Here is a 25,537-nt window from a genome sequence, read left to right on the forward strand (position 1 = left end):
ATATGTTTTATTCTGTAATACCCGAGCTCTGTTGTTGAGAAGATTGATAAAAGTTTATAGGCTTTGAGGGAATAACTGTTGAAATTGCATGCTTGTAGATTAGTTGTTGTTTGCCTTCTGTATCAAGTACAATGGTATAATTATCAAAACCTTTTACTAGCCCTTTAAGTTGAAAACCATTGATTAAATAAACGATTATTGAAATGTTTTCTTTGCGTACATGATTAAGAAAAACATCTTGTAAATTCACATTATTTTTCACTGCATCCCACTCCTTTCAATTCTTTTATGATAAGATTGTTAATAACTTCTAATTCTTTTTCTTTATCATTAGAGCTACTACCATTTAATGAATACCATGTAACGTCTGGTATTCTATTAAACCAGGTCATTTGTCTCTTAGCAAATCTACGGGTATTGCGTTTAATTAACCCCACTGCATCTTCATAACTGCATTCCCCATAAAAATATGCAATTAGTTCTTTATAACCAACTCCTTTAAGTGCTGGAGAATTCCTATTATATCCACACCTTAAAAGCTCGCGAACTTCTTCTTCCAAGCCGTTTTTAAGCATATCATCTACGCGGTTATTAATTGAATTATAAAGTGTATTCCTATCTTGATATAACCCAAACACCTTGAAACAGTAATTTTTTCTTGCTACTAAGTCTTTAGAAAAATCTTTTATACCTTGTGAAGAATACGTGGAGACTTCTATTGCACGAATAATCCTTTTCCAATTATTAGGGTGAATACGCAATGCAACTTCTGAATTAATCGATTTAAGACGCAAGAATAGCTCTTCACTGCCTTTTTCTTTATAGATTGCCTCTAATTTGTTTCTTAAACTCTGATCCACTTCTTTTTTTGAAAAATCCATATCATATAATAAGGAGTGAATATATAATCCGGTTCCACCTGCAATGATTGGCAAAGTCTTTTGTATAGTCAACTCATCAATTTTAGTCAAAGCTTGTTCTTGAAAATCAGCAACCGTAAACCTCTGGTCTGGTAAAATTAAGTCAATTAAATGATGAGGAATTTCTTGTTTTTCATCAGTGCTAGGTTTTGCAGTTCCTATATTCATTTTTTTATAAATTTGCATAGAGTCAGCGCTTATTATTTCGCCATTAGTTTTCAGTGCTAACTGAATAGCAAGGTGCGTTTTACCAATAGCTGTTGGCCCTATGATAATAGGAATAATTGTTTTATTTGCGAGTGTCAATAGAAATCACTTCTTTCATAGATCATTATACCCTTTTAAATAACCTCTCTATTTCGTATCGTTTTTGTTGAACAACAATTGGTCTTCCATGCGGACAAGTTAAAGGAGGATTAAGTGTTTGAATGCGGTTTAATAAAGAGTTAATTTCTTCATCAACAAGATGATCGTTTGCTTTTATTGCATATCTACAAGCTTTTCGTATGATTTTCTCATAAGGTACTCCTTGATCATTTTTATTAGATACACTTAATTCATCTAAAAGATTTTTAATCCATTTTGCACTAACCGGTATGCCCATTTCGTAAGGAACTGTCATTAATCGATATGAATAAGGGCCATATGGTTGCAACTCTATACCAATTTTAGAAAATATCGTTATGTGATTATTTAGTGTCTCTATTTCCATAGGGCTGAGGTCGAGAATTTGACCATCTATTAAGTGTTGCACGGAAACATCTCTATTTAAGTATGCCTGTAGCATTGATTCGTATACAATTCTTTCATGAGCAGCATGTTGATCAATATAATAAATAGAATCGCTTGATTCAAGAATTAGATAGGTATTAAATATCTGTCCAATAAAATGATAATTTTTCAGTCTTAATACATGGTTGATAAAATAAGATTGCTTATTTGAGTGTTGATCATGATTATTTTGGTATTTAAGATACTCATTGTTTTTTTTGCTAGATTCATAGACTTCAAGTATGTTTTCTTGAACTGTAGGTGTCTCATTTTTTGTCTGATACATATTATTACTATCATGGTTTAAAGTGCATTTTTTCGGTTCTTTTCTATCAACAATAGTTGATTCAGATTTCAATGTCGATATATCCAAACTTTTAGGTGTGTATGCTTTGTAATTTTCTAAGTGTACTTCATCATGACTTAAACCCGAGGTCACGATATTTGTCTGTTGAAATAAATTTGTTTGAACAAACTTTGTAAAAAGATCATCAATTATTTTTTCATCAAAGAATTTGACAGTGGTTTTTGCAGGATGAACATTAACATCAATTAATGTAGATGGTATAGAAAAATAAAGGATTCCTACCGGGTATCGATTAATCATTACAGAATCTTTGTAGGCTGATTCAAAGATTTTTGATAAAAAATTGCTTTTTACAAGACGATTATTAACAAAAAAAACCTGATATGATCGATTTCCTCTTGTAGCGTGAGGTTGGCCAATTAAGCCAGTAATACTTATTTTTTCATCATGGTTTAATAAACTAACCTCTTTCCCTGCTATCATTGAAGATGATAGTTCTCTTGGAAAAATTGTTTCTACAACAGACTGGATAGAATCATCACCCCTAGTGGTTAACATAACATTATTATTGTTAACATATTGGAAGGCAATGTTTGTTTTACTTAGTGCCATTCTTGTAATAAGCTCAGTTATTTTACTTGATTCTACTCCATCACTTTTTAGATACTTAAGTCTAGCTGGTGTCTTTGAAAACAGTTTGTGGATTATGATAGTAGTACCATTTGGACAACCTGTAGGTTTGCAACTAATAAGTCGTCCTTCTTCAAAAACTCCATACATACCAACCTCTGATTCGCTTGTTTTAGTATAAATTTCTACTTTTGATACGGAAACGATACTGGCTAATGCTTCACCGCGAAAGCCAAGTGATTCAATTTTTTCAAGATCCTCTAATTTCCTTAACTTAGATGTTGTATGTGGCAAAAAAGCTGTTTTAAGTTCTTCAGCCGCTATTCCAATTCCATTATCAGTCACTTTTATTAGTTCTTTACCACCTTTAGAAATTTCGATACGAATTTCAGTTGATTCAGCATCAATTGCATTTTCAACCAATTCTTTAACGGCTGAATATGGTGCTTCAATCACTTCGCCAGCTGCAATTTGATTAATTACGTTTTGTTCTAATAGGTTTATTTTTTTTCGTGTATTCATTGATTTCCTAGCTCCTTGCTAACACCATCTATAGCATAGTTACTGCGTTTAATCTCCTTTTGTAATTCATATAAAAAATTTAAAGCTTCTATTGGTGATATTTCTTCTATATTCTGATTAAGGATTTTTTGCATTAGATAACTAAATTCTTGATCTATTGAGCAATCAGCTAGTGTATCCATTTTTTCTTTCACTACTTCTGCTTCTTTATGAGATGAAAATGGTATTGTTTTACTATCAATCTCAGCATGATCTTCTAAATGATTTAATATATCTTTTGCATCATTAAGTAGAGATTCTGGTAAACCTGCTAAACGAGCAACTTGAATGCCATAGCTTTTATCACTTGTACCAGGTATAACTTTTCTAAGAAAAATTATATCTTGACCATCTTCTTGAACAGATATCTTATAATTACATATCCCTGATAGCTGAGTAGACAGTTCTGTCAGTTCGTGGTAATGCGTAGAAAATAGAGTTTTTGCTTTAATATGTTGATGAATATATTTAACTAATGACCACGCAATACTCAACCCGTCAAAGGTACTTGTCCCTCTGCCAACCTCATCAAGAATAATTAAGCTGTTGGGACTTGCATCTTTGAGTATGGTTGAAACTTCGCTCATTTCCATCATGAAGGTACTTCTACCTTGCGACAAATCATCACTAGCACCAATTCTCGTAAAGATTCTGTCTACAACACCCAATACTACTTTTTCAGCAGGAACATAAGAACCTATCTGAGCTAACAACACGATTATCGCAACTTGACGCATGTAAGTTGACTTACCAGCCATATTAGGTCCAGTAATAATATGGATCATTTGATCCTTGGCATCAATTTTCGAATCGTTTGGAACATATAACTCCTGATTATGGGTTTTTTCTATTACTGGATGTCTTCCGTTTTTAATATTAATGATTGGTTTTGGTGATATAATAGGACGCACGTATTGATTAGTGAAAGCCGTTTCAGCTAAACTACTTATCACATCTAAACCAGATATAGCTTTTGATAACTGTTGCAAACTGAAAATATACTGTTTTATACCTTCACGTATCGACTTAAACAACTGAGTTTCAAGTATTTGTAAACGCTCTTCTGCCCCCAGTATTTTAGCTTCTAATTCTTTAAGAGGATCTGTTATATATCGTTCACAATTGGCAAGAGTTTGTTTTCTTTGGTAGTTTTCTGGCACAGAGTTAATATATGATTTCGATACTTCCAGGTAATAGCCAAAAACTTTATTATATCCAGTTTTTAATGATTTAATTCCAGTTTTTTCACGTTCTTCTCGTTCATACTGAGCAATCCATTCTTTCCCTTCTTTTGCTGCTCTTTTAAGTTCATCTATCTCATTGTCATATCCTTTTTTTATGATGCCTCCATCTTTTAGATGAATAGGGGCATCATCATCTATCGAATTATCTAATAATGTAATTAAGTCAAGATGAGGATCTAACAAGGAAATCCATTTGTTAATCAATATAGGTTTTTCAATATTTAAGAAAAGGTTGCTTAATTTACCAATCTGTGTCAGTGTTTGTTTTAAACACAGCAAATCCCTGGGAGTTACCGTTTGTAGTCCGATTTTACCAACTAGTCTTTCAATATCATAAATGTTTTTTAAGAAATTACGTATATCTTTCCTCAGTAATGTATTTTCAACAAATAAGGTAACAGCATCTAATCGTTCTTCTATAGAACAATCATTAGTCAGTGGTTCATTAATCCACTTGCGTAATAATCTTCCTCCCATAGATGTTTTTGTTTGATCTATAATTCCCAGTAAGGAGCCTTTAATCGTATGATCTTGAATTGTTTCTGTCAGCTCAAGATTTCTTCTCGTTTGTTGATCTAAAGTCATACAATCACTAAGTTTATACTGGGTCAGGCTTGTAATATGACTAAGACTACGTTTTTGAGTTTCTTCTAAGTAATAAAAAAGATTTACAAGTGCAGGTAAGGCTAAATGATCTTTACTAATTGACAACGAAGCAGATTGTTGCTCGTTAAAATGTTGATGAATCTTATCAATTCCAATATTCAAATCAATAGGATCATTTTCTAAGGAGCTTACAAAATAGGAAGTTTCTTTAAGCCATTTTTTTATTTTTCTTGTATCTTTATTATTAGAAGTGCGATAAATAATCTCTCCAGGATTTATTTTATTTACTTCACTAACAAGGCTCAAAAAACTGTTGTTGCTTCTATTTTGTGTGCAAAGCATTTCTCCTGTAGAGAGATCAACATACGTAATTCCCCATCCATCCTGTCGATAATGGATGGACAATAAATAATGATTGTTTTTTTCGTTTAACATATTGCTATCGTAGGCAGTTCCAGGAGTAATTACTCGAATTACTTCTCTCTTCACGATTCCTTGTGATGTTTCTGACTCCTCAACTTGCTCACAAATAGCAACTTTATACCCTTTATGGATAAGTCGATCTATATAAGATTGGGCTGAGTGATGTGGTACTCCACACATAGGAGCTCTTTCTTCTTGACCATAATTTCTTCCTGTAAGTGTAATATCAAGCTCTCTAGAAGCAATAATGGCATCTTCAAAAAACAGTTCATAAAAGTCTCCTAATCTAAAAAAAAGCAATGAATCTTGATGATTATTTTTTATATCAAAGAATTGTTGCATCATTGGTGTTAATTTTGCCATTCTAAAAGCCTCTCCTTACAGTAGGGTTAATCACAATTCTGAAGTGCCTAGTAAAGAAAATGTTTTTGCTTCATTTATCCTAACAGGAACTATTGACCCTACACAAGATGGTGGTCCTTCGAAATTAACTAGCTTATGCGTATCTGTTCTCCCAGTAAGCCTGTTAGGATTGTTCTTGCTCACACCTTCTACCAATACAGGTACTACCTTACCCACAAGATGCATATTTTTTTTATAACCAATTTCGTTGATAAGTTTAACTAGTCTGTTAAAGCGTTCCATTTTTATATTATCTGGAATCTGATTTTCCATAGTAGCTGCCGGTGTTCCTGTCCGGATAGAGTAGAGAAAAGTAAAAGCAGAATCATATTCTACTTGCCGAACCAACTCTAAAGTATCATCAAAATCTTTTTCTGTTTCTCCAGGAAACCCAACGATAATGTCAGTACTAATTGCAATGTTGGGAGTTTTTGATTTTAACATGTTTATTTTTTTAAGATAATCTTCTCTTGAATACTTTCTGTTCATTTTACTCAATATTGCATTACTTCCCGCCTGAACTGGTAAATGAATATGTGGCGATACTTTATCTAGTGTAGCGATTGTATCCATTAACTTTTCAGAAAAGTCAGCAGGGTGAGATGTCATAAAGCGTATCCGTTCTATACCTGGAATATCATTGATAACTTTAAGCAAATCTGAAAAATCAATAGGTTTCTGAAGTGTTTTTCCATAGGAATTTACATTTTGTCCAAGCAACGTTATTTCTAAAGTGCCATTTTGGGCAAGTTTCTGTACTTCGTCGTATATTTTATCAGGCTCTCGACTTCTTTCTCTCCCTCGGGTATAAGGTACAATACAATAGGAACAGAAATTATTGCAGCCATACATAATATTGACAAAGGCTTTTGCTGAATATTTTCTTTCTACGGGTAAATTTTCAGGGATGTCATTTTCTTGATCCCAAACTTCTACTAATAGGCCTTCCATTTGATATGAATTATTTAATAGTTCTGGAAAACGATGAAGATTATGTGTTCCAAAGACAATGTCTACAAACGGATATGATTTTTTGATTTTTTCTACAACATGTTTTTGCTGCATCATGCATCCACAAATAGCTAAAATTAAATTAGGGTTCTTCTGTTTCATTCTTTTAAGTTCGCCCAAATTGCCATATACTTTAAGTTCTGCATTTTCTCTAACGCAACAAGTATTGATAATTATTATATCAGACTCCGCTTTCTTTTCGGTTTCTACATAACCTAAGCTTTGAAGCATAGCGGATAGTTTTTCTGAGTCATGAAAATTCATTTGACAGCCAAAGGTTTGTACATTATAGTACATTTGTTTATTAAGATTCTTATTCATTTAAACGCACCTTTCTATAAACAGGATCCTAGCTTCCGATAGAGTTTTAAATCCATCAAAAGGTTAGAATGCATCATCCAGGAACATTCTCCGCTTATAGATGAAGGGAGTAAGCGAGGAAAGTCATTGGATAAATATCATTATTAATTGTACCTTATTTTATGGATTAAGGAAAGGTTTGTGAAAAAGAGATTCAAGCTTGATAAGTTGAAAGCTAAAAAGAAAACAATAAAGAAAGCTAGCATAAAAAACGATATATCAAAAAGGCAAAATGCACTCGATAGTAAGATATCGGTGCACTTTGGTTATTTTTTTTGATAAAAAAACGTTTTTAATGGGCTTAATTTATATTGATTTGGCATAATTATTTGTTCTGTACTTCCAACAAACAGGACACCTTGAGACTTTAATGCATCATGAAATTTGTGATACATCTTACTTTTTGTTTCTTCAGTAAAGTAAATCATAACATTTCTGCAGATAATTAGGTCACATTGATCAGGATACTTATCTTCTAGTAAGTTGTGTTTTTTAAATCGCACTCTTTCTTTTACTTCGTTCTTTATTTGATAAAAATCACCGTTTTGAATAAAGAAATTTTTAACCGTATCAGCAGATAGATTTTTAGTAGCTTTGCTATTATACATACCTATATCTGCTTTTTCTAACGCGCCTGAATCAATATCCGTTGCAATAATTTCCACTTCTTTAAGTGGTAAAAACTTTGTCATTAGCATAACCAACGTGTATGGCTCTTCACCAGTAGAGCAGGCAGCACTCCATATCTTAGGTTTTTTAGTGTTGCTTAGAATTTGAGGAATAATTTCTTTTTCCAATACATCCCACTGTTGCGGATTGCGTCGAAACTCCGAAACATTAATCGTAAGATAATTAATAAATTCATCAAACAACTCTTTACTATTTTTCAATTCAGTAAAGTAAGCTTCATAAGAATCAAATCGATTTCTTGAAATTAATGATTCAATCCTTCTTTTCATTTGTCTTTCCTTATAACTAGAAAGGTCAATGCCGGTAAACTGATATATTTTTAATTTGAAAGATTCATACCCTTCCATAGGCTTCTTCCTTTTCTTTTTATTCAAATACAACCAGACCTATGGAGTGCAACTTTTGCCAAGTTTGTCTGGTTGTAATCTGTTATTAAAATACTATTAAGTATTAATCATTCGGACTATTTATTATATTTTATTCCATACCTTCTTTTGCTTCTTCTATATCTTCCGCATTAGGATCAACATTATTAACAGCTGACATACTCAAGCTCATTCGTTGTTCATCCGTATTAATATCAAGAATTTTAACCATTACTCTTTGGCCCTTTTGTAGAATATCAGAAGGTTTTGCAATGTGTTCTTCGCTAATTTGTGAAATATGAACCAATCCATCCAAACCAGGCTCAATTTCTATAAATGCTCCAAAATCTACAAGTCGAACTACTTCTCCTTCAAGAATTTGTCCAATTTCATATTTTTCACCAGCTATTTTCCAAGGTTCAGGTTGAGTAGATTTTAAACTTAGAGAAATTCTTTCTGTAGATTCTTCAAATTCTAAAACTTCCACTGTGACATCTTCACCTATCTTCAATACATCTGATGGGTGCTTAACTCTACCCCAAGAAAGTTCGGAAATATGAATCAATCCATCTATTCCTCCAATGTCAACAAAAGCACCGAAATTAGTGATTTGCTTTACCTGACCTTTTACTACCTGCCCTTTGCTAAGTGTTTTCAATAGTTCTTTCTTTTTTTGATCTTTTTCATCTTGAAGAACAGCTTTTCTTGATAATATCACTTTGCTTCGACGACGCTCCATTTCTAAAATTTCTGCATTCACCTTTTCACCAACAAATACGCTTAAATCATCAACATATCGATCAGATAGCTGACTTGCCGGTATAAAACATTTTACATTTTTATAATAAGCAATCATTCCGCCACGCACAACTTCTTTCAGTGTGACCGGAACCTTCTGATTATTCTCCATTGCATCGGCTAATTCAACCCATTCATTCATTGCATCTACTTTTCTTTTAGATAATAAAACATTACCTTCTCCATCATCTACTTGCTGCACATAAACTTCTATTTCATCTCCTGCATTAAAATACGCAGGTAAATCTGCAGCTAAATCAGAGGTAAATTCTTCACGAGGGATAATACCATCAGATTTATATCCCAAGTTTACGATGATTTCATTTCGAGTAACATCAATAATTTGACCTTTTACAATGTCTCCGCTATGTAGTCTCACCATTGACTTTTCAATTTCTTCCATCATTTCATTCATCTCATTCGATTGCTCGTTATTGTTGCTCATTTCAAAACCTCCCATGTGAATAATTTCAAAATTGCTTCATTGTTTCATAATATAATATAAATGAATACTTTGCACTACTTACACCTATTTTATTTATTCTACAAAAAAGACAAAACTCCTTCTTTATATTAAAAATAATTACTGTAATGCACTTAATCTATTAGCATTGCATAAAATCACAAATTTTCCTTTATTTTTTCAACAACTTCATTTATTGACATTTCTGTTGTATCGATAAAAATAGCATCTTTAGCTGGGGTTAAAGGATCTAATTCGCGATTCTCATCTTCGTAATCTCGGTGCTCAATAGATTTTTTTATATCCTCTAAAGTAAGGTTAAAAGAAGGGTCTTCTTTTAGTTCTTGGTATCGTCTGTGTGCTCTTTCTTCAACAGAAGCAGTTAAAAAAATTTTCAAGTCAGCTGTCGGAAGGACTCTAGTACCAATGTCTCTACCATCCATAACAATATCATTGTTTGATGCGATTTCTTGTTGTATGTCGAGTAACGTCATCCTAACGTCTTTAATAGCTGATACTTTAGAAACATTATTGGTAACTTCAGGTGATCTTATTTTATGTGTCACCACCTCATTATCAAGTAATATATCACCTTTTTCAAATCTGATATTGGTACTGGTGAGTAATTCTACTAACTCTTTATGTGCTGTAACTTCAATATGATTAATGAGTAATTTATAAGTAATCGCACGATACATTGCACCTGTATCAATATATAAAAAATTTAGATCTTTAGCCAGTTTTTTCGCTATAGTACTTTTTCCAGCGCCAGCTGGACCGTCAATGGCAATTTGAGTTGTTTTTCTATAAGTATGCTCTATTTTTTGCATCACTTCCTGAATAATATAATTAGGAGTTGAAGCACCAGCTGTTACGCCGATTAAGGAATGCTTTGATAAATTGTATTGATTCAAATCTGAAGACTGTTCTATCGCATATGTATCTTCAGGAAGAATGCGTTTACACAACTCAACAAGTTTTTGTGTGTTTGAACTATGCCTTCCTCCAATTACAATCATAGCATCAACTTGTTGAGACAGTTCTAAAGCTGCATCTTGTCGATCTTGAGTAGCTAAGCATATGGTGTTAAAAACCTTCATATTTTCATGGCGTTTTTTTAATGCTGAAACAATTTTTTCAAATAAAGGAATGGGCATTGTAGTTTGAGAAACGACACATAATGGTTTATCTGTTGCGATTTTTTCTATTTCATCTAAGCTTTGTATGACATAACCTTCATGGTCACACCACCCATTTATGCCTACCACTTCTGGGTGTAAAGCGCTTCCTATAATGACAATATTGTAATTATTTTTATGATATTGATCAACAATTTTTTGAATTCTTTTAACAAATGGACAAGTAGTATCTACAAGGTGAAGGGATTTTTTTTTTATATCTTTGTATATTTGCTTCGGTACTCCATGAGATCTTATAATAACAGAGCCGTTTTCTATTTCGTCTATCGTCTCTGAAATAACTAACCCACGACTTTGCAAATCATCTACAACTTGCTTATTGTGAATTAATGGCCCTAAAGCAAAAATATTTGCCTTTAGTTCTTTTGATTTTTCCATTTCTTCAATCGCTTTTTCAATCGCTTTTTGCACACCAAAACAGAAGCCTGAATGCTCCGCTAAAACCAATCTCAATTTTATTCATCTCCTGGTTAAACGTCATTGATTTTTTACTATACAATTATATCGCAACAATCATGAAACTACAAGGTTCAATTAAAAACGCGGTGGTTACACCGCGTTTCATTTCGCTAAAATATCTTTAATAATCACCATCATATATTTTATACTTTTCCCAAATCGTTTCAAGTTTATTAAAGTGTTCCTTAATATCACTTTTTTCTCTCATTCCAATAGCTACTATTAATGCATTTAATAAACTCAAAGGCGCAACTAATGAATCTACAAAGGAAGCCATATTGCTCTTTGCTGTTAAATACTCATCCGCCATATTTGCAATAGGTGAAATCTCACTATCGGTTATAGCGACAATTTTCGCACCTTGTTCCTTTGCATATCTTGTAACTTCAATACTTCTACTAGAATACCTTGGAAAACTAAGGCCAATAAGCAGATCTTTATCTGAAATTCTGAGCATTTGCTCATATATGTCGCTAATTCCATGTCCTACTAAAACGACATTACCTAAAATTAAACCTAGATAAAATCCTAAAAAATCTGCTAAAGATTTGGAACTACGTAATCCAAGCACATAGATACGTTCTGCATTTAATATCATATCAATGACCGTTTCTATTTTTGCTGCATTAATCATCTCAATAGTATGACGCATGTTATCCATATCAGATTTCATAATTCTTTCAACTATTTCCAAGTCTGTGGAATATTCTTTACCCATATCAACACGTTGCACTGTTGTAAGCTTTGTTTTAATAATATCCTGTAAGGCTCGTTGTAATTGGGGATATCCTTCAAAACCAAGATTATTTGCAAACCGAACAACCGTTGACTCACTAACACTTGTTTCCATCCCTAATTTTGAAGCAGTCATAAACGCCGCTTTTTCATAATTTTCAATAATAAACTGTGCAATTCTCTTTTGACCTTTGCTGAGTTTAGGGAATTGTTTTTGTATATTAAGAATTAAATCATTTCTCTCATCCATGAAAAAAACCTCCAACACTAGCTGTCTAATTTACTAAGTTATAACCCGCTAACAAAGCTTTTTTATTTAACTCTCCTGTACCTTTAGGAACTCTTTTTAGGACAGCTGTCTCCAGTGATTCTTTCGAGATAACATGTGTTAATTGTTGTATAACTGCCATCGCAATTATATTGGCTACCATTCCTTTTTTAAGATCATCTAAGGCCGTTTTAAGAATAGGCACTTTCACTATCTTGAAATTTTCATAAGTTGTAGGATTTATTTCGATTTTATCATCCACGATCAACAATCCATTCATTTTAAGTTCAGAGAGATATTTATCACACGCTTTTTGCGTCAGCGCTAGAAATACATCAGCATGCTGAACTTTTGGATAATCTATATGACCATCACTAATAATTACTTCTGCCTTGCTAGCACCTCCTCGTGCCTCCGGGCCATAAGATTGTGCTTGAACAGCATTTTTATTATCTAATATTGCAGCTTCAGCAAGAATAATTCCACCAAGAATTAATCCTTGTCCCCCTGAACCACCTAATCGGATTTCCGTTTGTTTACTCATTCTCGGATCGCTCCTTTTGAACTTTTTCTACCATTTTCATGTATTCAGAAACATATTCGGGTTTTTCTTCATGATGAAATTCACCAACTATAAATTTGCCAATCTTTTTATCTGCTGGCAACTTGTCGGCTGCTTTTATTTCTAACGCATTATCTTTATAGTAATTCATTAAGTCAACGGCTGAGCCTTTCTTATTCTTCCGACCATAATATGTCGGACACCCGCTAATAGCTTCAATCATTGAAAATCCTTTGTTTTCTACACCCTTTTGAATATATTTGATCAGTTGGTTTGCGTGATAGGCCGTTGATCTAGCAACATACGATGATCCAGCACCTACGGCAAGTTTGCAAATATCAAAGTCCGGGTCTACCGTTCCATAAGGTGCTGTGGTTCCCATTTCATGAAGAGGTGTAGCCGGTGAGTATTGACCACCTGTCATGCCATAAATCTTATTATTAAATACAATCGTTGTTATATCAATGTTTCTTCTAGCAGCATGAATGAAATGATTGCCGCCAATAGCCGTACAGTCACCGTCACCAGTAATAACAATTACGGTTAAGTCAGGATTAGCAAGTTTCACGCCTGTTGCAAAAGCTAAGGCTCGTCCATGAGTGGTATGAAGAGTGTTGAAATCCATATACCCCGGCGCTCTGGAAGAACATCCTATGCCTGATACGATGCACACTTTCTTTTTATCAAGGTTAAGATTATCAATCGCAATCGCAACACCTCTCATTATTACTCCATGTCCACACCCCGGACACCATATATGAGGTAATCGATCACTACGAAAATATTCTTTAATGACAGGGCTTCCTAAACTCATAACTAGTAGGCCTCCTTTACTTTCTTAATAATTTCATCTGGTGAAATTGGTTCACCATTAACCTTTCCATAGTGGAATACCTTACAGTCCGGTTCTTTAACACGATGTACAGGGATCACGTATTGTCCTAAATTCATTTCAACAACCAAAACTTTTTTTGATTTTTGAGACAGTTCATTAACTCGTTTTTCTGGGAAAGGCCATAACGTTATTGGTCTAAATAATCCAACCTTCATTCCTTGTTCACGACATTCCTTTACCGCTTTAGCAGCAGCTCGTGCAACTCCACCATAAGCAACTATCAACAATTCAGCATCCTGAGTTTCTACCTCTTCATAAGTTATAATATCATTTACATTATTTTCGATCTTTTGCATTAAATGATTTAATAGATTTTCTGCAACGTCAGTATCCGTTTTAGGAAAACCGTATTCATCATATACGAGCCCTGTGACATGATACGAAAATCCATCACCAAAGGATGCCATTCGAGGAACAATTTCATCATCTTTCACCGCATATGCCTTATAGTTTTTGTCATTCGGATTAGGTTTTAGCCGATTGAAAACCTGATATTCATCAGGCGTTGGTATTTCGATCCGTTCTCTTAAATGACCTATAATTTCATCCATTAAAAGAAAAACAGGCGTTCTATACTTTTCTGATAAATTAAATGCCCTGATGGTTAAATCATATGCTTCCCTTACAGAGTTTGGCGTTAATGAAATAGTAGGATGATCACCATGAGTTCCCCATTTTGCCTGCATAACGTCGCCCTGAGATGGAGCTGTAGGCAAACCTGTACTTGGACCTGCCCTCATAACATCAACTACAACGCATGGAATTTGAGCCATAGCGGCATATCCAATATTTTCTTGTTTTAGAGAAAAACCTGGTCCACTTGTCGCTGTCATAGACTTAAGGCCAGCTAATGAAGCACCAATAATTGCTGCCATTCCAGCTATTTCATCTTCCATTTGAATAAATTTCCCACCTACTAATGGTAATTTTTCTGAGCAAATTTCTGCAATTTCTGTTGATGGCGTTATGGGGTATCCAGCATAAAACTCTAAGCCAGCAGCAAGAGCCCCTTCAACACAAGCTTCATTTCCTTGCATTAATTTTACTTCCTTTTTATTCATTGTGATCCTCCTCCAAATAAATTGCGAAATCAGGACATCGCAATTCACATAATCCACATCGTGTACATTTGTCATAATCAATAACCTTTACTTTTTCGTCTTCAAGCTTAAGGACTTTTACAGGACAAAACGCTACACATATTCCACATCCTTTGCACCATTCATAAATGGTTTTCAAACTTTTTCTTTTCTTTTGATCACTCACCGTTCCAACCCCTTTTTGCTATAAATTTATTAAATTGAAAATTTCTTAATATTAAATATATTACATTCTCATCATAACAAAAGCCGGAAAGAAATGCAATTAAAATTTCATTTCTTTCCGGCTTTTGTTAATATATGAATGATTCGTTTCATTTAGCTATCACCACTACTTGTGTAATCGTTAATTTATAACAACTTTGTAAAATAATACTCTTATGATTGTACAATGAAATACCAATAAATAACACACTATGTTTTTAATACAGGCCGTACTATTAACATTTCTTTTTTTCATATTCTAAGCATTTAACTTTATCTATTAAATCATAAGAAGTTAAATCAAAATGAAGTGGTGTTATTGATACGTAATTATCAGAAACTGCTATAATATCACTTTTTTCATCTTGGATTAAATCTTCCGGTTCGCCATTCATCCAATAATACCAATTTCCTCTTGGGTCTTTTCTTCGAATAAAGTTGTTTCGATATTTCCTCACTCCTAGTCTAGTGATTTTAGTTCCTTTCACTTCTTTTTCATCGCAAACTGGATAATTGATATTAAAAGTTATAGGAGAAATCTTTGAGCAGTCTAAAATCCTACTTGCTATTTTCGAAACAAACAACGCAGCGTAATCGTATGATTTAAACTGGCTTTTCGACATAGATATTGCAATGGATGGAAACCCCATCATGGAGCCTTCTAAAGCACCAGAAACAGTTCCTGAATAAATAACATCCGTTCCAAGATTCGGGCCATTATTTATACCTGAAATAATAATGTCTGGTAAGTTATCTGAAAGCAGTACTTCAATCGCTAATTTTATGCAATCAGCGGGAGTTCCATTAACAGCATAGGCATTTACTTTATCGTCAACGAAATATGAATGCTTAACAGTGATCGGAGAATGAATGGTTATAGCATGTCCAATAGCACTTTTTTCATTATCCGGAGCAACTACAGTCACTTCACCAATTGACTTCATCGACTTTGCTAACGCTTTAATTCCAGGTGAATGAATACCATCGTCATTTGTAATTAATATATGCATTTTTTTCGCTCCTATAATTATTTATAGTGTCGTGTCGCTTAGTTGCTTAATGCATCACAGAGTCATTGTAGGAATAATAAAAGCCGGTATGAGTACCAGCTTTTATTAAATCTTATATTAAACAGGATGTGTTTTATCTTCTTCATTATACAAATCCGATTCGATGCGATACCTTTTTGTCCATCTTTCTTTGAAAAACTTCATTGCAATTTGTGGGAAAAGAGCATAAGAAAGCACGTCTTCTTCTTGTTCTATATATTCCTTCATTTCATTACGAATACTTTCTAATTGTGGTGGAATATCGTCAGCAGGTCTATGAGTAATAACTTTCTCATCCCCTATAATTTTTTTAATAATAGAAGGATCCATTTCTTTTGCAGGCTGACCATAAAGACCTTTCACATAATCTTTCACTTCTTTAGGAACCATTTTATAGCGCTCTCCAGCTAATACATTGAATAACGCTTGAGTTCCAACTATTTGGCTTGTTGGTGTAACAAGTGGCGGATAACCTAAATCTTCACGCACACGAGGTACTTCTTTCATGACATCGTCCATTTTATCCAGTTTGTTTTGTTCTTTTAGCTGAGAAATAAAATTAGACATCATGCCACCGGGAATTTGGTTAATTAATGTTCGAGTATCAATACTAAGGACTTTCTCATTAATCAAACCATCTGCAAAATATTTATCTTTAAGAGGTCTGAAGTACGAAGCTATTTCATCCAGTTCAACTAAGCTCATACCTGTATCATACTCAGTTCCTTGTAAAGCTGAAACAATAGGCTCTGCTGCTGGTTGAGACGTACCTAGTGCCATTGGAGAAATAGCCGTATCAACAACATCCGCTCCTGCTTCTATCGCTTTTAAGTAGGTCATAGAAGCCAGTCCACATGTATAGTGTGTATGCACTTGAACTGGCAAATCGAAGTTTGTTTTTAACGCTTTTACTAAATCGTAGGCTGCATATGGTTCCAAAATTCCAGACATATCTTTTATGCAAAGTGAATCAGCACCAATTTCTTTCATTCTTTTAGCTCGTTCTAGATAGTAATCAGTGTTATGCACAGGGCTTATCGTATACGAAATACAGCATTGAGCATGTCCTTTTTCTCGATTGATAGCTCTTACTGCCGTCTCTAGATTCCGAACGTCGTTGACAGCATCAAACACCCTAATAATATCAATGCCATTACCAATAGCTCTTTTTACAAACTCTTCAACAACATCATCAGCATAATGTTTATAACCGAGGATATTTTGTCCTCTCAAAAGCATTTGAAGCTTCGTTTTTTTTATGTGTTTACGAATAATTCTCAATCTTTCCCAAGGATCTTCGTTAAGATAGCGAAGACAGCTATCAAAAGTAGCACCGCCCCACATCTCTAACGAATGATAACCAGCATTATCCATTTTTTCAGCAATAGGTAACATTACATCTGTGGACATACGTGTAGCCATTAATGATTGATGTGCATCTCGATAAGTAGTGTCTGTAAATTTCACTCCCATTTGCCATGCCTCCTTTTAGTAAATAACGTCGTTGTTATTGCAATTAATCTTGCAATAATTGCAGGGTATTGTTAAAAAAGCAAACAACATCCTCCGTTAGTAGTATAGACTATAATTCTTAAAATTTCAAGCATAATAAATACTGTAAATACTGCCTTTCTTATTTTAAAATATTATGCCTATATAAAAACCGTTTAGTTTGTTAAAAAAAATGCAAAGAAATGAAAGAAAGCATGCATTCATTTCTTGTTATAAGCATTCAATTAGAATTAGAACAGGCGAAGGTTTAACTGTATTCCATTTTCGAGTAACATGTATATTAAATTTCTCGGGTGCTAATGTTTTGATATAGCGAAATATATTACTTTGTTCGTGCTTTCCACCTTCATGTCCACTGTATACAGTAAGGCTAATAATTCCACCTGGCACAATAAGTCCATCCGTTAACATCATCAATGCTTTCTTTAGCTCGTTCCAACTTGTAGTAATTTGATGGTTTTCACCAGGTAAATAGCCTAAATTAAATACAGCTACATGTACCGGTTCTTTTATATATTGTGCTATATTAGCATGGCTATCATGAATTAACTGATAATTCGGCTTATCATTATTAAAAAATGTTTTGATTCTATTTTCAGTATTTTCTAACGCGAGTGCTTGAATATCAAAGGCTGTAAGGTATCCACCAGGATTAATTGAACGTAAGAGAAACAAAGTATCCAGACCGTTACCCGCCGTAGCATCAATGGCGCAAAACCCCGGTCTTAGAAATTGTTTAAGGATTATATGGTTCAGGCCTGTAATACGTAGCGGGCTTTTATTTATATCCTTATGTGCTTGATACAATGTTTGATACCCTCCCTCTGCATCCTGTTGTATATATTATATCGCTATTAATAAAATAATAGGTTTCATTCAGTTTATGTGAAGGGTGTATCGAAAACAAAGAATATAATTCATGATTCCTTTGTATGATTTCGAAATAATCTTTTAGCGGAAACTTGTTTTTAATAAATGACTCGCGGCAAACAATCCATTGGATTCCTCTTTTATAACATGAGTTTATTGCAGCTCTGACTAAACCATCTTTAAAATCATAATCATGATCTGTTACTAAATAATCAAAAGTTGAAAAGGTATGTTCATAATTTGTTGTTGATAAAAAACCTTTGATTCTTTTGTCTTCCAAAAGAATCAAAATAGGACTGTTTTCATCAATAGAAAAATCCTTTGATACATTATTGCAAGTTAAGTAACATAAAAAGGCATCATAGTCAGAAGGTGTCAGTTCTTTTATTGAAATCATTTACAGCCCCACTTCTTTCTTCAGTTGTGACTTCTCTTCCAACGTCAACATTCTATATTCTCCTATCTTTAAATTACCTAGGTTCAAGGAACCAATAGCTATACGTTCCAAATATATTACATGATGTCCAGCAGCCTGACACATTTTTCTAACTTGTCGGTTTCGTCCTTCTCTAATACAAATTTCTAACAACGTTCTATTCTTGCCCGAGTAATACTTAACGATAGTAACTTTAGATTTTCGAGTTTTTTTACCATCGATCACAATGCCATGACGCAATAGGTTTAATTCTTCTTGGGTTACATTGCCTTGTACCAGTACACGATATACTTTTTCAATATCATGCCGAGGGTGAGTTAATCGCTGTGCAAGTTCGCCATCATTTGTCAATACAAGCAATCCCGTAGTATTATAATCCAGTCTCCCAACAGGATAAATTCTTTCTTTAACTTTAACAATATCTAGAACTGATAATCTATTAAATTGATCTTTCGAAGTCGTTACGACGGCTTTTGGTTTATTAAGCATATAATACACTTTTGATTCAGAACACTTGATGACTTCCCCTTTATAACTAACTTGGTCTGTTTCTGGATCTATTTTACAACCTAATTCGTTTACAGGAACTCCATTTACAGAAACATCACCATTCAAAATATAGCGTTCACAAATTCTTCTTGAACCAATTCCACATTGAGCTAAATATTTTTGTAATCTCAAGATATCAGCTCCTTTACTAGGGATAGATACGATTTAATGTTCTAGCAAATGGAATAGTTTGCCTAATATGATCTATTCCGCAAACCCATGCTACCGTTCGTTCTAAACCCATGCCAAATCCTGAATGTGGCACAGAACCATATTTTCGTAATTCTATATACCATTGATAAGGATCTTCCGGTAAATTTTCTTCTTTCATTTTTTTCAGTAATAAATCCAGATCGTGAATTCGCTGCGATCCACCAATTATTTCTCCATAACCCTCGGGGGCTATAAGATCAGCTCCTAAAATAACATTTGGATTTTCTGGGCATGGTTCCATATAGAAGGGTTTCATTTTTGCAGGAAAATGTGTAATAAAAACTGGTTTTTCATACTTTGAGGCAATATGAGATTCATGAGGAGCACCGAAATCATCACCCCATTCAAATTCAAAATCTGCTTTTTGCAACATTTCAACAGCGTCTGTGTATGTGATTCGAGGAAAAGGCGGTTTGATTTTTTCCAGCAAAGCTGTATCTCTCTCTAACTCAGCTAGTTCTTGTCGGCGATTAGAAAGAACCGATTGCACAATATGAGCTATTAAGTTTTCTTGAATTACTAGATTTTCTTCAAAAGTAACATATGCCATTTCAGGTTCTACCATCCAAAATTCATTAAGATGTTTTCTGGTTTTTGATTTTTCTGCTCGAAAGGTTGGACCAAAGCTATAAACTTTTCCAAAAGCCATTGCTGCTGCTTCGGCATATAACTGTCCCGTTTGAGATAAGTATGCATCTTCTCCAAAATAGTCAATGCCAAACAAATCTGTAGTTCCTTCGCAACTTGTTGGGGTTATAACAGGCGGCTCGATTAATACAAAGCCATTGTCATGGAAATAATTGCGGATAGATAGATTAATTTCATCCCGGATACGTAAGATTGCATTTTGTTTCGGGGTTCTCATCCACAGATGTCTATAGTCCATCAGAAAATCAGTCCCATGCTCTTTAAGTGAGATCGGATATCCTTCATCCGCCTGCGAAACCATAGTGACTTCTTTAACTAGTAATTCAAATCCTAGCTTGGAGCGATCATCCTTTTGAACCATACCAGAAACTATAATAGATGATTCTTGGTTTAATTCTTTACAAAGATTAAAAACTTCATTATCAACCTCTTTTTTTATAACAACACCTTGAATGAATCCACTACCATCTCGTACTTGGAGAAATACTATTTTCCCACTTGATCGTTTATTATAAAGCCAGCCGCGAATCAAAACCTCTTCACCTTCGAACCTGCTAATCTTCTCTATCGACACATAATTATTCATAAGATTATCCCTCCGTTAGTATATTATACTTTTAAATTTGAAACTTCATATTCTATATTTGAGTATTTTTTTAGGATTGGATCCACGTATTCATTGATAAATGTTTTCACTTGTTCTGGAGCCCGGCCTATATATTTTTTAGAATCTAAAAGATCTTCTATTTCAGCTTTCGATAAATCAAAAATTGGATCTTCTAAAATCCGGTTGAGCAAATCATTTTCACCACCATCTTCTTTTATTATTCTAGATGCTTCCATAGAATGCTGTCTGATCTTTTCATGCAGTTCTTGGCGATCTCCGCCATTTTGTACAGCACGCATTATTATATTTTCAGTTATCATAAAAGGTAATTCTTTTTGAATATTTCGATCGATTATTTTATCATAAACAACTAGTCCATCAAAAACATTTAATGATATGTCTAATATAGCATCTATCGCTAAAAAGGCTTCAGGGATAGTGAGCCTTTTGTTAGCAGAGTCGTCCAGTGTTCGTTCAAACCATTGTGCAGATTGTGTCATAGCGGTATTCTGATTCAAATTTATCACAAAACGAGCAAGTGACGCTATTCGTTCACTTCGCATTGGATTTCTTTTATAAGCCATGGCAGATGAACCTACTTGATTTTTTTCAAATGGCTCTTCAATTTCTTTTAAGTGCTGTAACAAACGGATATCATTGGATATTTTATGCAGTGACTGAGCAATTCCACTTAGAGAGCTGATCACTTCGTAGTCTATTTTCCGACTATATGTCTGACCAGTCACAGGTATTCTTAAAGAAAAACCCATGCGTTTTGAAACTTTTTTATCTAAAGATTCCACTTTTTCATGATTATTATTAAACAAATCTAAAAAACTAGCTTGCGTACCAGTTGTTCCTTTTACACCTCTAAACTTAATTCTTTCAAGCTGATGTTCGATATTTTCAAAGTCCATCAACAGATCATTCAACCAAAGACTAGATCTCTTGCCAACTGTTGTCAGCTGTGCAGGTTGAAAATGTGTGTAACCTAATGTGGGAATATGGGCATGTTTTAATGAAAAATCGGATAATAGTTTCATCACCATAATTAACTTGTTTCGAGTTAACGTTAAAGCCTCTTTCATTTGAATTAAATCAGTATTGTCACCAACATATGCACTAGTTGCACCAAGATGAATGATTGGTCGAGCTTTAGGACACTGTATACCGTATGCAAACACATGAGCCATAACATCATGACGAATTTCTTGTTCTTTTTTCCTAACTACAGAGTAATCGATATGATCAACATAATCTTTCATCTCATTAATTTGATCAGCTGAAATATTTAGACCTAACTCCTTTTGAGATTCAGCAAGAGCAATCCACAATTTTCGCCATGTAGTATATTTGAAATCACTTGAGAAAATATATAACATTTCTTTGCTTGAATATCTTTCAATAAGTGGATTTTGATAAATTTCTGTATCTTTATTCATATAATCTCCTTTCGAATCAAAGCAACTATTATTTTTTAGTAATCATTTTACTTACTGATGAAATAGACACTGAGCAATGTCCAATCGAGTTGTTTCTTATTCCACTTTCTGGCGGTGCATGAAAATCAGACCCACCGGTTATAAATAACCCATGTTTTTGAGCAATAGATGTGTATTTCTGAATATCCGCTTTAGAATGTGATGGATAATATACCTCTATACCTTCAAAGGGATATTTCATAAGATATGACACTAACTCATCAGATTTAATAAGACCGGGATGTGCTAATACGGGAATACCATTAGCCATACGGATCAAGTTAATGGCTTCATCTGGAGTTAATTTAAATCTTGGATAATATCCGGGTGATCCTCGACTTAAGTATTTCTGAAAGGCTTCATCAATTGTACTAACAACTTTCATTTCCTTAAGAGCTCGTGCTAGATGTAATCTTCCCGGATTTTTTATTTTCTCAAGATTTTCAATAATATCCTTATTGAATTCTATACCTATATTTTGCAGTTTACTAATCATTTGATTTAAACGATTGATCCTAGCATCATTTATGATAGCTATTTTTTTTCTAAACGTCTCATCCTTTAAGTTTATATGATAGCCAAGTATATGAATTTCTATGTTTCTATGTTCTGTGCTTAGTTCTATTCCTGGAACAAAAACAAAGTTATTTATTTTTTTTGCTTCAAACTCAGCTTCAGAAAGTCCTGCTAGCGTGTCGTGATCAGTTAATGCTATGCCTGACAAACCATGTTTTGCAGCATATTGAATTAAAGATCTTGGAGATAAAGTGCCATCAGATGCACTTGAATGAGTATGTAAATCAATTTTAAGATTCAAATCAAGCGCCAAATTAATATGCATCAACCTTCTTTCAAATATCGATATTACTATTATAGTTTAGGCCGTATCTGCAGTCAAATAAAGAAGCAAAATATTACAAAAAAGTCTGCACTTGTTTCAAGGTGCAGACCAGAAAATATGATTTGAATATTCGTTACCGAGGTTCAATAATTAACTTTATCGCAGTTCTTTCTTCTCCTTCTATTTGAATGTCCGCAAAAGCTGGAATGCATATAAGATCAAGCCCACTTGGTGCAACAAATCCTCTGGCAATAGCTACAGCCTTAACAGCTTGATTCAGCGCTCCGGCTCCAATGGCTTGCATTTCTGCCGATCCTTTTTCGCGTAATACCCCCGCTAGTGCACCTGCAACAGAGTTTGGATTTGACTTTGAAGATACTTTTAATACTTCCATTTTTTACGTTGCCCCCTTTAAATAGTTTGCTGGAAATTGTTATTAGAAATATTAAGATAGAATGGTTCTAATACATTATTCGAGGAAAATAAGGTTTTTCCTTCTTTTTGATCTAATTATTTTATATATTAACAACATTATTTTTGACAAAATAAAAACAGCTTTCCTTAATAAGAAGAAAAGCTGCTCTATTTTTAGAATGTTTTATTTAGCATATTCAATCGCCCGAGTTTCTCGTATAACATTAATTTTAATTTGGCCAGGATATTCAAGTTCTGACTCAATACGTTTTGTCAAATCTCTAGCCAGCATTACTATTTCAGTATCTGAGTAGGATTCAGGTTTTACCAATATACGAATTTCTCTACCTGCTTGAATAGCAAATGATTTTTCAACTCCGTCATAGTTATTAGCTAAATCTTCTAATTTTTCAAGTCTTTTAATATAAGATTCCAAAGTCTCTCTTCTAGCTCCAGGTCGAGCAGCTGAAATTGCATCAGCCGCTGTTACTAAAACAGCTTCAATTGACTGAGGTTCATAATCACCATGATGCGTAGACATAGCATGGATAACATCTTTAGATTCTTTGTATTTTCTTAATAATTCCATCCCTATTTCTATATGAGTTCCTTCTATTTCATGATCAACAGCTTTCCCAATATCATGAAATAAACCAGCTCTTCTTGCGACTTTAACATCTGCACCAAGCTCTTCTGCCATAATGCCCGTGAGATGAGAAACTTCTAAAGAATGTTTTAATACGCTCTGGCCATAGCTTGTTCGATACTTTAGTCTTCCAAGGAGTTTAATTAGTTCAGGATGAACATTGTGTACTCCTGCGTCAAAAGTTGCTTGTTCGCCTTCGTCTTTTATCATTGTTTCAATTTCTTTTTTAGCTTTGTCCACCATTTCTTCAATACGTGCAGGATGAATTCTACCATCTACTATAAGCTTTTCAAGTGCGATGCGAGCCGTCTCTCTTCTTATCGGATCAAAACCCGAAAGTATGACAGCCTCCGGTGTATCATCAATAATCAAGTCAATACCCGTCAACGTTTCAAGAGCTCTGATGTTTCTACCTTCACGACCTATGATTCGACCTTTCATTTCATCATTTGGCAGCTGAACTACAGAAACAGTTGTTTCTGCTACATGATCAGCAGCACATTTCTGTATCGTGTAAGAAACAATTTCTTTAGCACGTTTTTCTGCTTCCTCTTTAGCTTTTGATTCCATTTCTTTAATCATCATTGCTGTTTCTACACGTATTTCTTTCTCAACATCTCTTAAAAGCAGTGTCTTTGCTTCTTCACCAGTTAATCCAGATAGTTCTTCAAGTTTTTCCTTTTCTAATTCACGCAAATTTTCGATTTCAACTTCTTTTTCCTCTAAATCTTGTAATTTCCTTGCTAGCTTATCGTCTTTTTTTTCTAGATTATCAGATTTCTTATCTAAAGACTCTTCTTTTTGCATTAATCTTTTTTCGAATTTTTGAAGCTCGCTGCGCCTTTCTCTGCTTTCTCTTTCGAATTCACTGCGAAGTTTATGAACTTCTTCTTTAGCATCTATAAGAAGTTCTTTTTTTGTTGTTTCAACTTCTTTTTCAGCTTCTTCAACAATTTTTTTAGCCAGTTCCTCTGCTGCGTTGATTTTTCCTTCAGCAATGTTTTTTCGAATAAAATAGCCGACAAGGCATCCTGCAACGGCAACAACGATCAATAATAGAATCATAATGCCTATACTAATATGCGGACACCTCCTTTATGATGTTTTAATTACGCAATTCCCTTTCGCATCAGTTATAAGACCTAAGAAACACACGATAACGCATAATAAACTATGACTATTTCATTTTATCTTCTTTTGTGTTAAGTGTCAAGAAAAGGCTTTTGCTTCAAATAATTGAAAAATAAATATTTCATTCATTTACTTTTTGCTTTGAAAAGTGTATAAAAATAATTAAA

Annotated in this window: 23 protein-coding genes; all 23 read right to left on the reverse strand. The window is 33.9% G+C overall.

Annotated elements, in window-relative coordinates:
- Window positions 1-7 precede the first annotated feature (7 nt).
- The 23 genes from hfq to rny all read right to left on the reverse strand — a co-directional run bounded on the left by hfq (window position 8) and on the right by rny (window position 25,304).
- The gene (gene hfq, locus BLV55_RS08380; RefSeq protein WP_093313287.1) at window positions 8-262 is read right to left on the reverse strand and encodes an RNA chaperone Hfq; all 255 of its coding nucleotides are present in this window, start codon (window positions 260-262) and stop codon (window positions 8-10) included.
- The gene (gene miaA, locus BLV55_RS08385; protein WP_242870078.1) at window positions 252-1,226 is read right to left on the reverse strand and encodes a tRNA (adenosine(37)-N6)-dimethylallyltransferase MiaA; all 975 of its coding nucleotides are present in this window, start codon (window positions 1,224-1,226) and stop codon (window positions 252-254) included. The genes hfq and miaA overlap by 11 nt, the downstream gene beginning before the upstream one ends.
- Before the next feature lie 25 nt (window positions 1,227-1,251).
- A complete protein-coding gene (gene mutL, locus BLV55_RS08390) occupies window positions 1,252-3,150 on the reverse strand; it encodes a DNA mismatch repair endonuclease MutL (protein WP_093313289.1) in 1,899 nt (632 codons plus the stop codon).
- Window positions 3,147-5,825, reverse strand: coding sequence for a DNA mismatch repair protein MutS (gene mutS, locus BLV55_RS08395; protein ID WP_093313291.1), 2,679 nt, complete (start codon window positions 5,823-5,825; stop codon window positions 3,147-3,149). The genes mutL and mutS overlap by 4 nt, the downstream gene beginning before the upstream one ends.
- A 30-nt stretch (window positions 5,826-5,855) precedes the next feature.
- On the reverse strand, window positions 5,856-7,196 hold the full coding sequence (miaB, locus tag BLV55_RS08400; RefSeq protein ID WP_093313293.1) for a tRNA (N6-isopentenyl adenosine(37)-C2)-methylthiotransferase MiaB: 1,341 nt from the start codon (window positions 7,194-7,196) through the stop codon (window positions 5,856-5,858).
- Between the two features lie 305 nt (window positions 7,197-7,501).
- The gene (locus tag BLV55_RS08405; RefSeq protein ID WP_093313295.1) at window positions 7,502-8,272 is read right to left on the reverse strand and encodes a CheR family methyltransferase; all 771 of its coding nucleotides are present in this window, start codon (window positions 8,270-8,272) and stop codon (window positions 7,502-7,504) included.
- 130 nt (window positions 8,273-8,402) lie between these two features.
- Window positions 8,403-9,533, reverse strand: coding sequence for a 30S ribosomal protein S1 (gene rpsA, locus BLV55_RS08410; protein ID WP_176968332.1), 1,131 nt, complete (start codon window positions 9,531-9,533; stop codon window positions 8,403-8,405).
- A 176-nt stretch (window positions 9,534-9,709) separates the two neighbouring features.
- Window positions 9,710-11,203: a 4-hydroxy-3-methylbut-2-enyl diphosphate reductase gene (locus tag BLV55_RS14705; protein WP_093313299.1), complete on the reverse strand. Its 1,494-nt coding sequence runs from the start codon at window positions 11,201-11,203 to the stop codon at window positions 9,710-9,712.
- 127 nt (window positions 11,204-11,330) lie between these two features.
- Window positions 11,331-12,194 (reverse strand): MurR/RpiR family transcriptional regulator, encoded by an 864-nt coding sequence (locus BLV55_RS08420; RefSeq protein ID WP_093313301.1) that lies wholly within the window; start codon window positions 12,192-12,194, stop codon window positions 11,331-11,333.
- A 25-nt stretch (window positions 12,195-12,219) separates the two neighbouring features.
- Window positions 12,220-12,756, reverse strand: a complete 537-nt coding sequence (locus BLV55_RS08425) for a 2-oxoacid:acceptor oxidoreductase family protein (RefSeq protein WP_093313303.1) — start codon at window positions 12,754-12,756, stop codon at window positions 12,220-12,222.
- Entirely contained in the window at window positions 12,749-13,588 is an 840-nt protein-coding gene (locus BLV55_RS08430) for a 2-oxoacid:ferredoxin oxidoreductase subunit beta (RefSeq protein ID WP_093313305.1), read from the reverse strand. The genes BLV55_RS08425 and BLV55_RS08430 overlap by 8 nt, the downstream gene beginning before the upstream one ends.
- 2 nt (window positions 13,589-13,590) lie before the next feature.
- Entirely contained in the window at window positions 13,591-14,730 is a 1,140-nt protein-coding gene (locus BLV55_RS08435) for a 2-oxoacid:acceptor oxidoreductase subunit alpha (protein WP_093313307.1), read from the reverse strand.
- Entirely contained in the window at window positions 14,723-14,935 is a 213-nt protein-coding gene (locus BLV55_RS08440; protein ID WP_242870079.1) for a 4Fe-4S dicluster domain-containing protein, read from the reverse strand. The genes BLV55_RS08435 and BLV55_RS08440 overlap by 8 nt, the downstream gene beginning before the upstream one ends.
- 274 nt (window positions 14,936-15,209) lie before the next feature.
- Entirely contained in the window at window positions 15,210-15,983 is a 774-nt protein-coding gene (gene surE / locus BLV55_RS08445; RefSeq protein WP_093313309.1) for a 5'/3'-nucleotidase SurE, read from the reverse strand.
- 117 nt (window positions 15,984-16,100) lie between these two features.
- A complete protein-coding gene (locus tag BLV55_RS08450) occupies window positions 16,101-17,495 on the reverse strand; it encodes an oxaloacetate decarboxylase subunit alpha (protein ID WP_093313311.1) in 1,395 nt (464 codons plus the stop codon).
- Between the two features lie 249 nt (window positions 17,496-17,744).
- Window positions 17,745-18,341 carry a tRNA 5-(aminomethyl)-2-thiouridylate-methyltransferase MnmM gene (locus BLV55_RS08455; protein ID WP_176968333.1) on the reverse strand — a complete coding sequence of 199 codons (597 nt, stop codon included), beginning with the start codon at window positions 18,339-18,341 and terminating at the stop codon, window positions 17,745-17,747.
- Window positions 18,325-18,801, reverse strand: a complete 477-nt coding sequence (locus BLV55_RS08460) for a hypothetical protein (RefSeq protein ID WP_093313315.1) — start codon at window positions 18,799-18,801, stop codon at window positions 18,325-18,327. The genes BLV55_RS08455 and BLV55_RS08460 overlap by 17 nt, the downstream gene beginning before the upstream one ends.
- Complete coding sequence (locus BLV55_RS08465; protein WP_207646055.1) at window positions 18,802-19,521, reverse strand: pseudouridine synthase; 720 nt, start codon at window positions 19,519-19,521, stop codon at window positions 18,802-18,804.
- Window positions 19,522-19,537: 16 nt separating this feature from the next.
- Complete coding sequence (gene asnS / locus BLV55_RS08470; RefSeq protein ID WP_093313319.1) at window positions 19,538-20,836, reverse strand: asparagine--tRNA ligase; 1,299 nt, start codon at window positions 20,834-20,836, stop codon at window positions 19,538-19,540.
- 23 nt (window positions 20,837-20,859) lie between these two features.
- Entirely contained in the window at window positions 20,860-22,299 is a 1,440-nt protein-coding gene (gene purB, locus BLV55_RS08475) for an adenylosuccinate lyase (RefSeq protein ID WP_093313321.1), read from the reverse strand.
- Between the two features lie 28 nt (window positions 22,300-22,327).
- Window positions 22,328-23,179: a PHP domain-containing protein gene (locus tag BLV55_RS08480; RefSeq protein ID WP_093313323.1), complete on the reverse strand. Its 852-nt coding sequence runs from the start codon at window positions 23,177-23,179 to the stop codon at window positions 22,328-22,330.
- Window positions 23,180-23,312: 133 nt separating this feature from the next.
- Complete coding sequence (locus BLV55_RS08485) at window positions 23,313-23,573, reverse strand: stage V sporulation protein S (RefSeq protein ID WP_093313325.1); 261 nt, start codon at window positions 23,571-23,573, stop codon at window positions 23,313-23,315.
- 204 nt (window positions 23,574-23,777) lie between these two features.
- A complete protein-coding gene (gene rny / locus BLV55_RS08490) occupies window positions 23,778-25,304 on the reverse strand; it encodes a ribonuclease Y (RefSeq protein WP_093313327.1) in 1,527 nt (508 codons plus the stop codon).
- Window positions 25,305-25,537 lie beyond the last annotated feature (233 nt).

Source organism: Tindallia californiensis, from assembly GCF_900107405.1.
Classification (GTDB): Bacteria; Bacillota; Clostridia; order Peptostreptococcales; family Tindalliaceae; genus Tindallia; species Tindallia californiensis.

Excerpts from the sequence above, each read along its gene's own strand:
- BLV55_RS08435 (WP_093313307.1), bottom strand. The coding sequence starts at position 14,730 with ATGAATAAAAAGGAAGTAAAATTAATGCAAGGAAATGAAGCTTGTGTT.
- BLV55_RS08460 (WP_093313315.1), bottom strand. The coding sequence starts at position 18,801 with ATGATTTCAATAAAAGAACTGACACCTTCTGACTATGATGCCTTTTTA.
- BLV55_RS08420 (WP_093313301.1), bottom strand. The coding sequence starts at position 12,194 with ATGGATGAGAGAAATGATTTAATTCTTAATATACAAAAACAATTCCCT.
- miaB (WP_093313293.1), bottom strand. The coding sequence starts at position 7,196 with ATGAATAAGAATCTTAATAAACAAATGTACTATAATGTACAAACCTTT.
- asnS (WP_093313319.1), bottom strand. The coding sequence starts at position 20,836 with ATGAATAATTATGTGTCGATAGAGAAGATTAGCAGGTTCGAAGGTGAA.
- rpsA (WP_176968332.1), bottom strand. The coding sequence starts at position 9,533 with ATGAGCAACAATAACGAGCAATCGAATGAGATGAATGAAATGATGGAA.
- BLV55_RS08430 (WP_093313305.1), bottom strand. The coding sequence starts at position 13,588 with ATGAGTTTAGGAAGCCCTGTCATTAAAGAATATTTTCGTAGTGATCGA.
- mutL (WP_093313289.1), bottom strand. The coding sequence starts at position 3,150 with ATGAATACACGAAAAAAAATAAACCTATTAGAACAAAACGTAATTAAT.
- BLV55_RS08480 (WP_093313323.1), bottom strand. The coding sequence starts at position 23,179 with ATGCATATTAATTTGGCGCTTGATTTGAATCTTAAAATTGATTTACAT.
- BLV55_RS08450 (WP_093313311.1), bottom strand. The coding sequence starts at position 17,495 with ATGGGAGTGAAATTTACAGACACTACTTATCGAGATGCACATCAATCA.
- BLV55_RS08485 (WP_093313325.1), bottom strand. The coding sequence starts at position 23,573 with ATGGAAGTATTAAAAGTATCTTCAAAGTCAAATCCAAACTCTGTTGCA.
- BLV55_RS08425 (WP_093313303.1), bottom strand. The coding sequence starts at position 12,756 with ATGAGTAAACAAACGGAAATCCGATTAGGTGGTTCAGGGGGACAAGGA.
- purB (WP_093313321.1), bottom strand. The coding sequence starts at position 22,299 with ATGAATAAAGATACAGAAATTTATCAAAATCCACTTATTGAAAGATAT.
- mutS (WP_093313291.1), bottom strand. The coding sequence starts at position 5,825 with ATGGCAAAATTAACACCAATGATGCAACAATTCTTTGATATAAAAAAT.
- surE (WP_093313309.1), bottom strand. The coding sequence starts at position 15,983 with ATGCATATATTAATTACAAATGACGATGGTATTCATTCACCTGGAATT.
- BLV55_RS08405 (WP_093313295.1), bottom strand. The coding sequence starts at position 8,272 with ATGGAAGGGTATGAATCTTTCAAATTAAAAATATATCAGTTTACCGGC.
- rny (WP_093313327.1), bottom strand. The coding sequence starts at position 25,304 with ATGATTCTATTATTGATCGTTGTTGCCGTTGCAGGATGCCTTGTCGGC.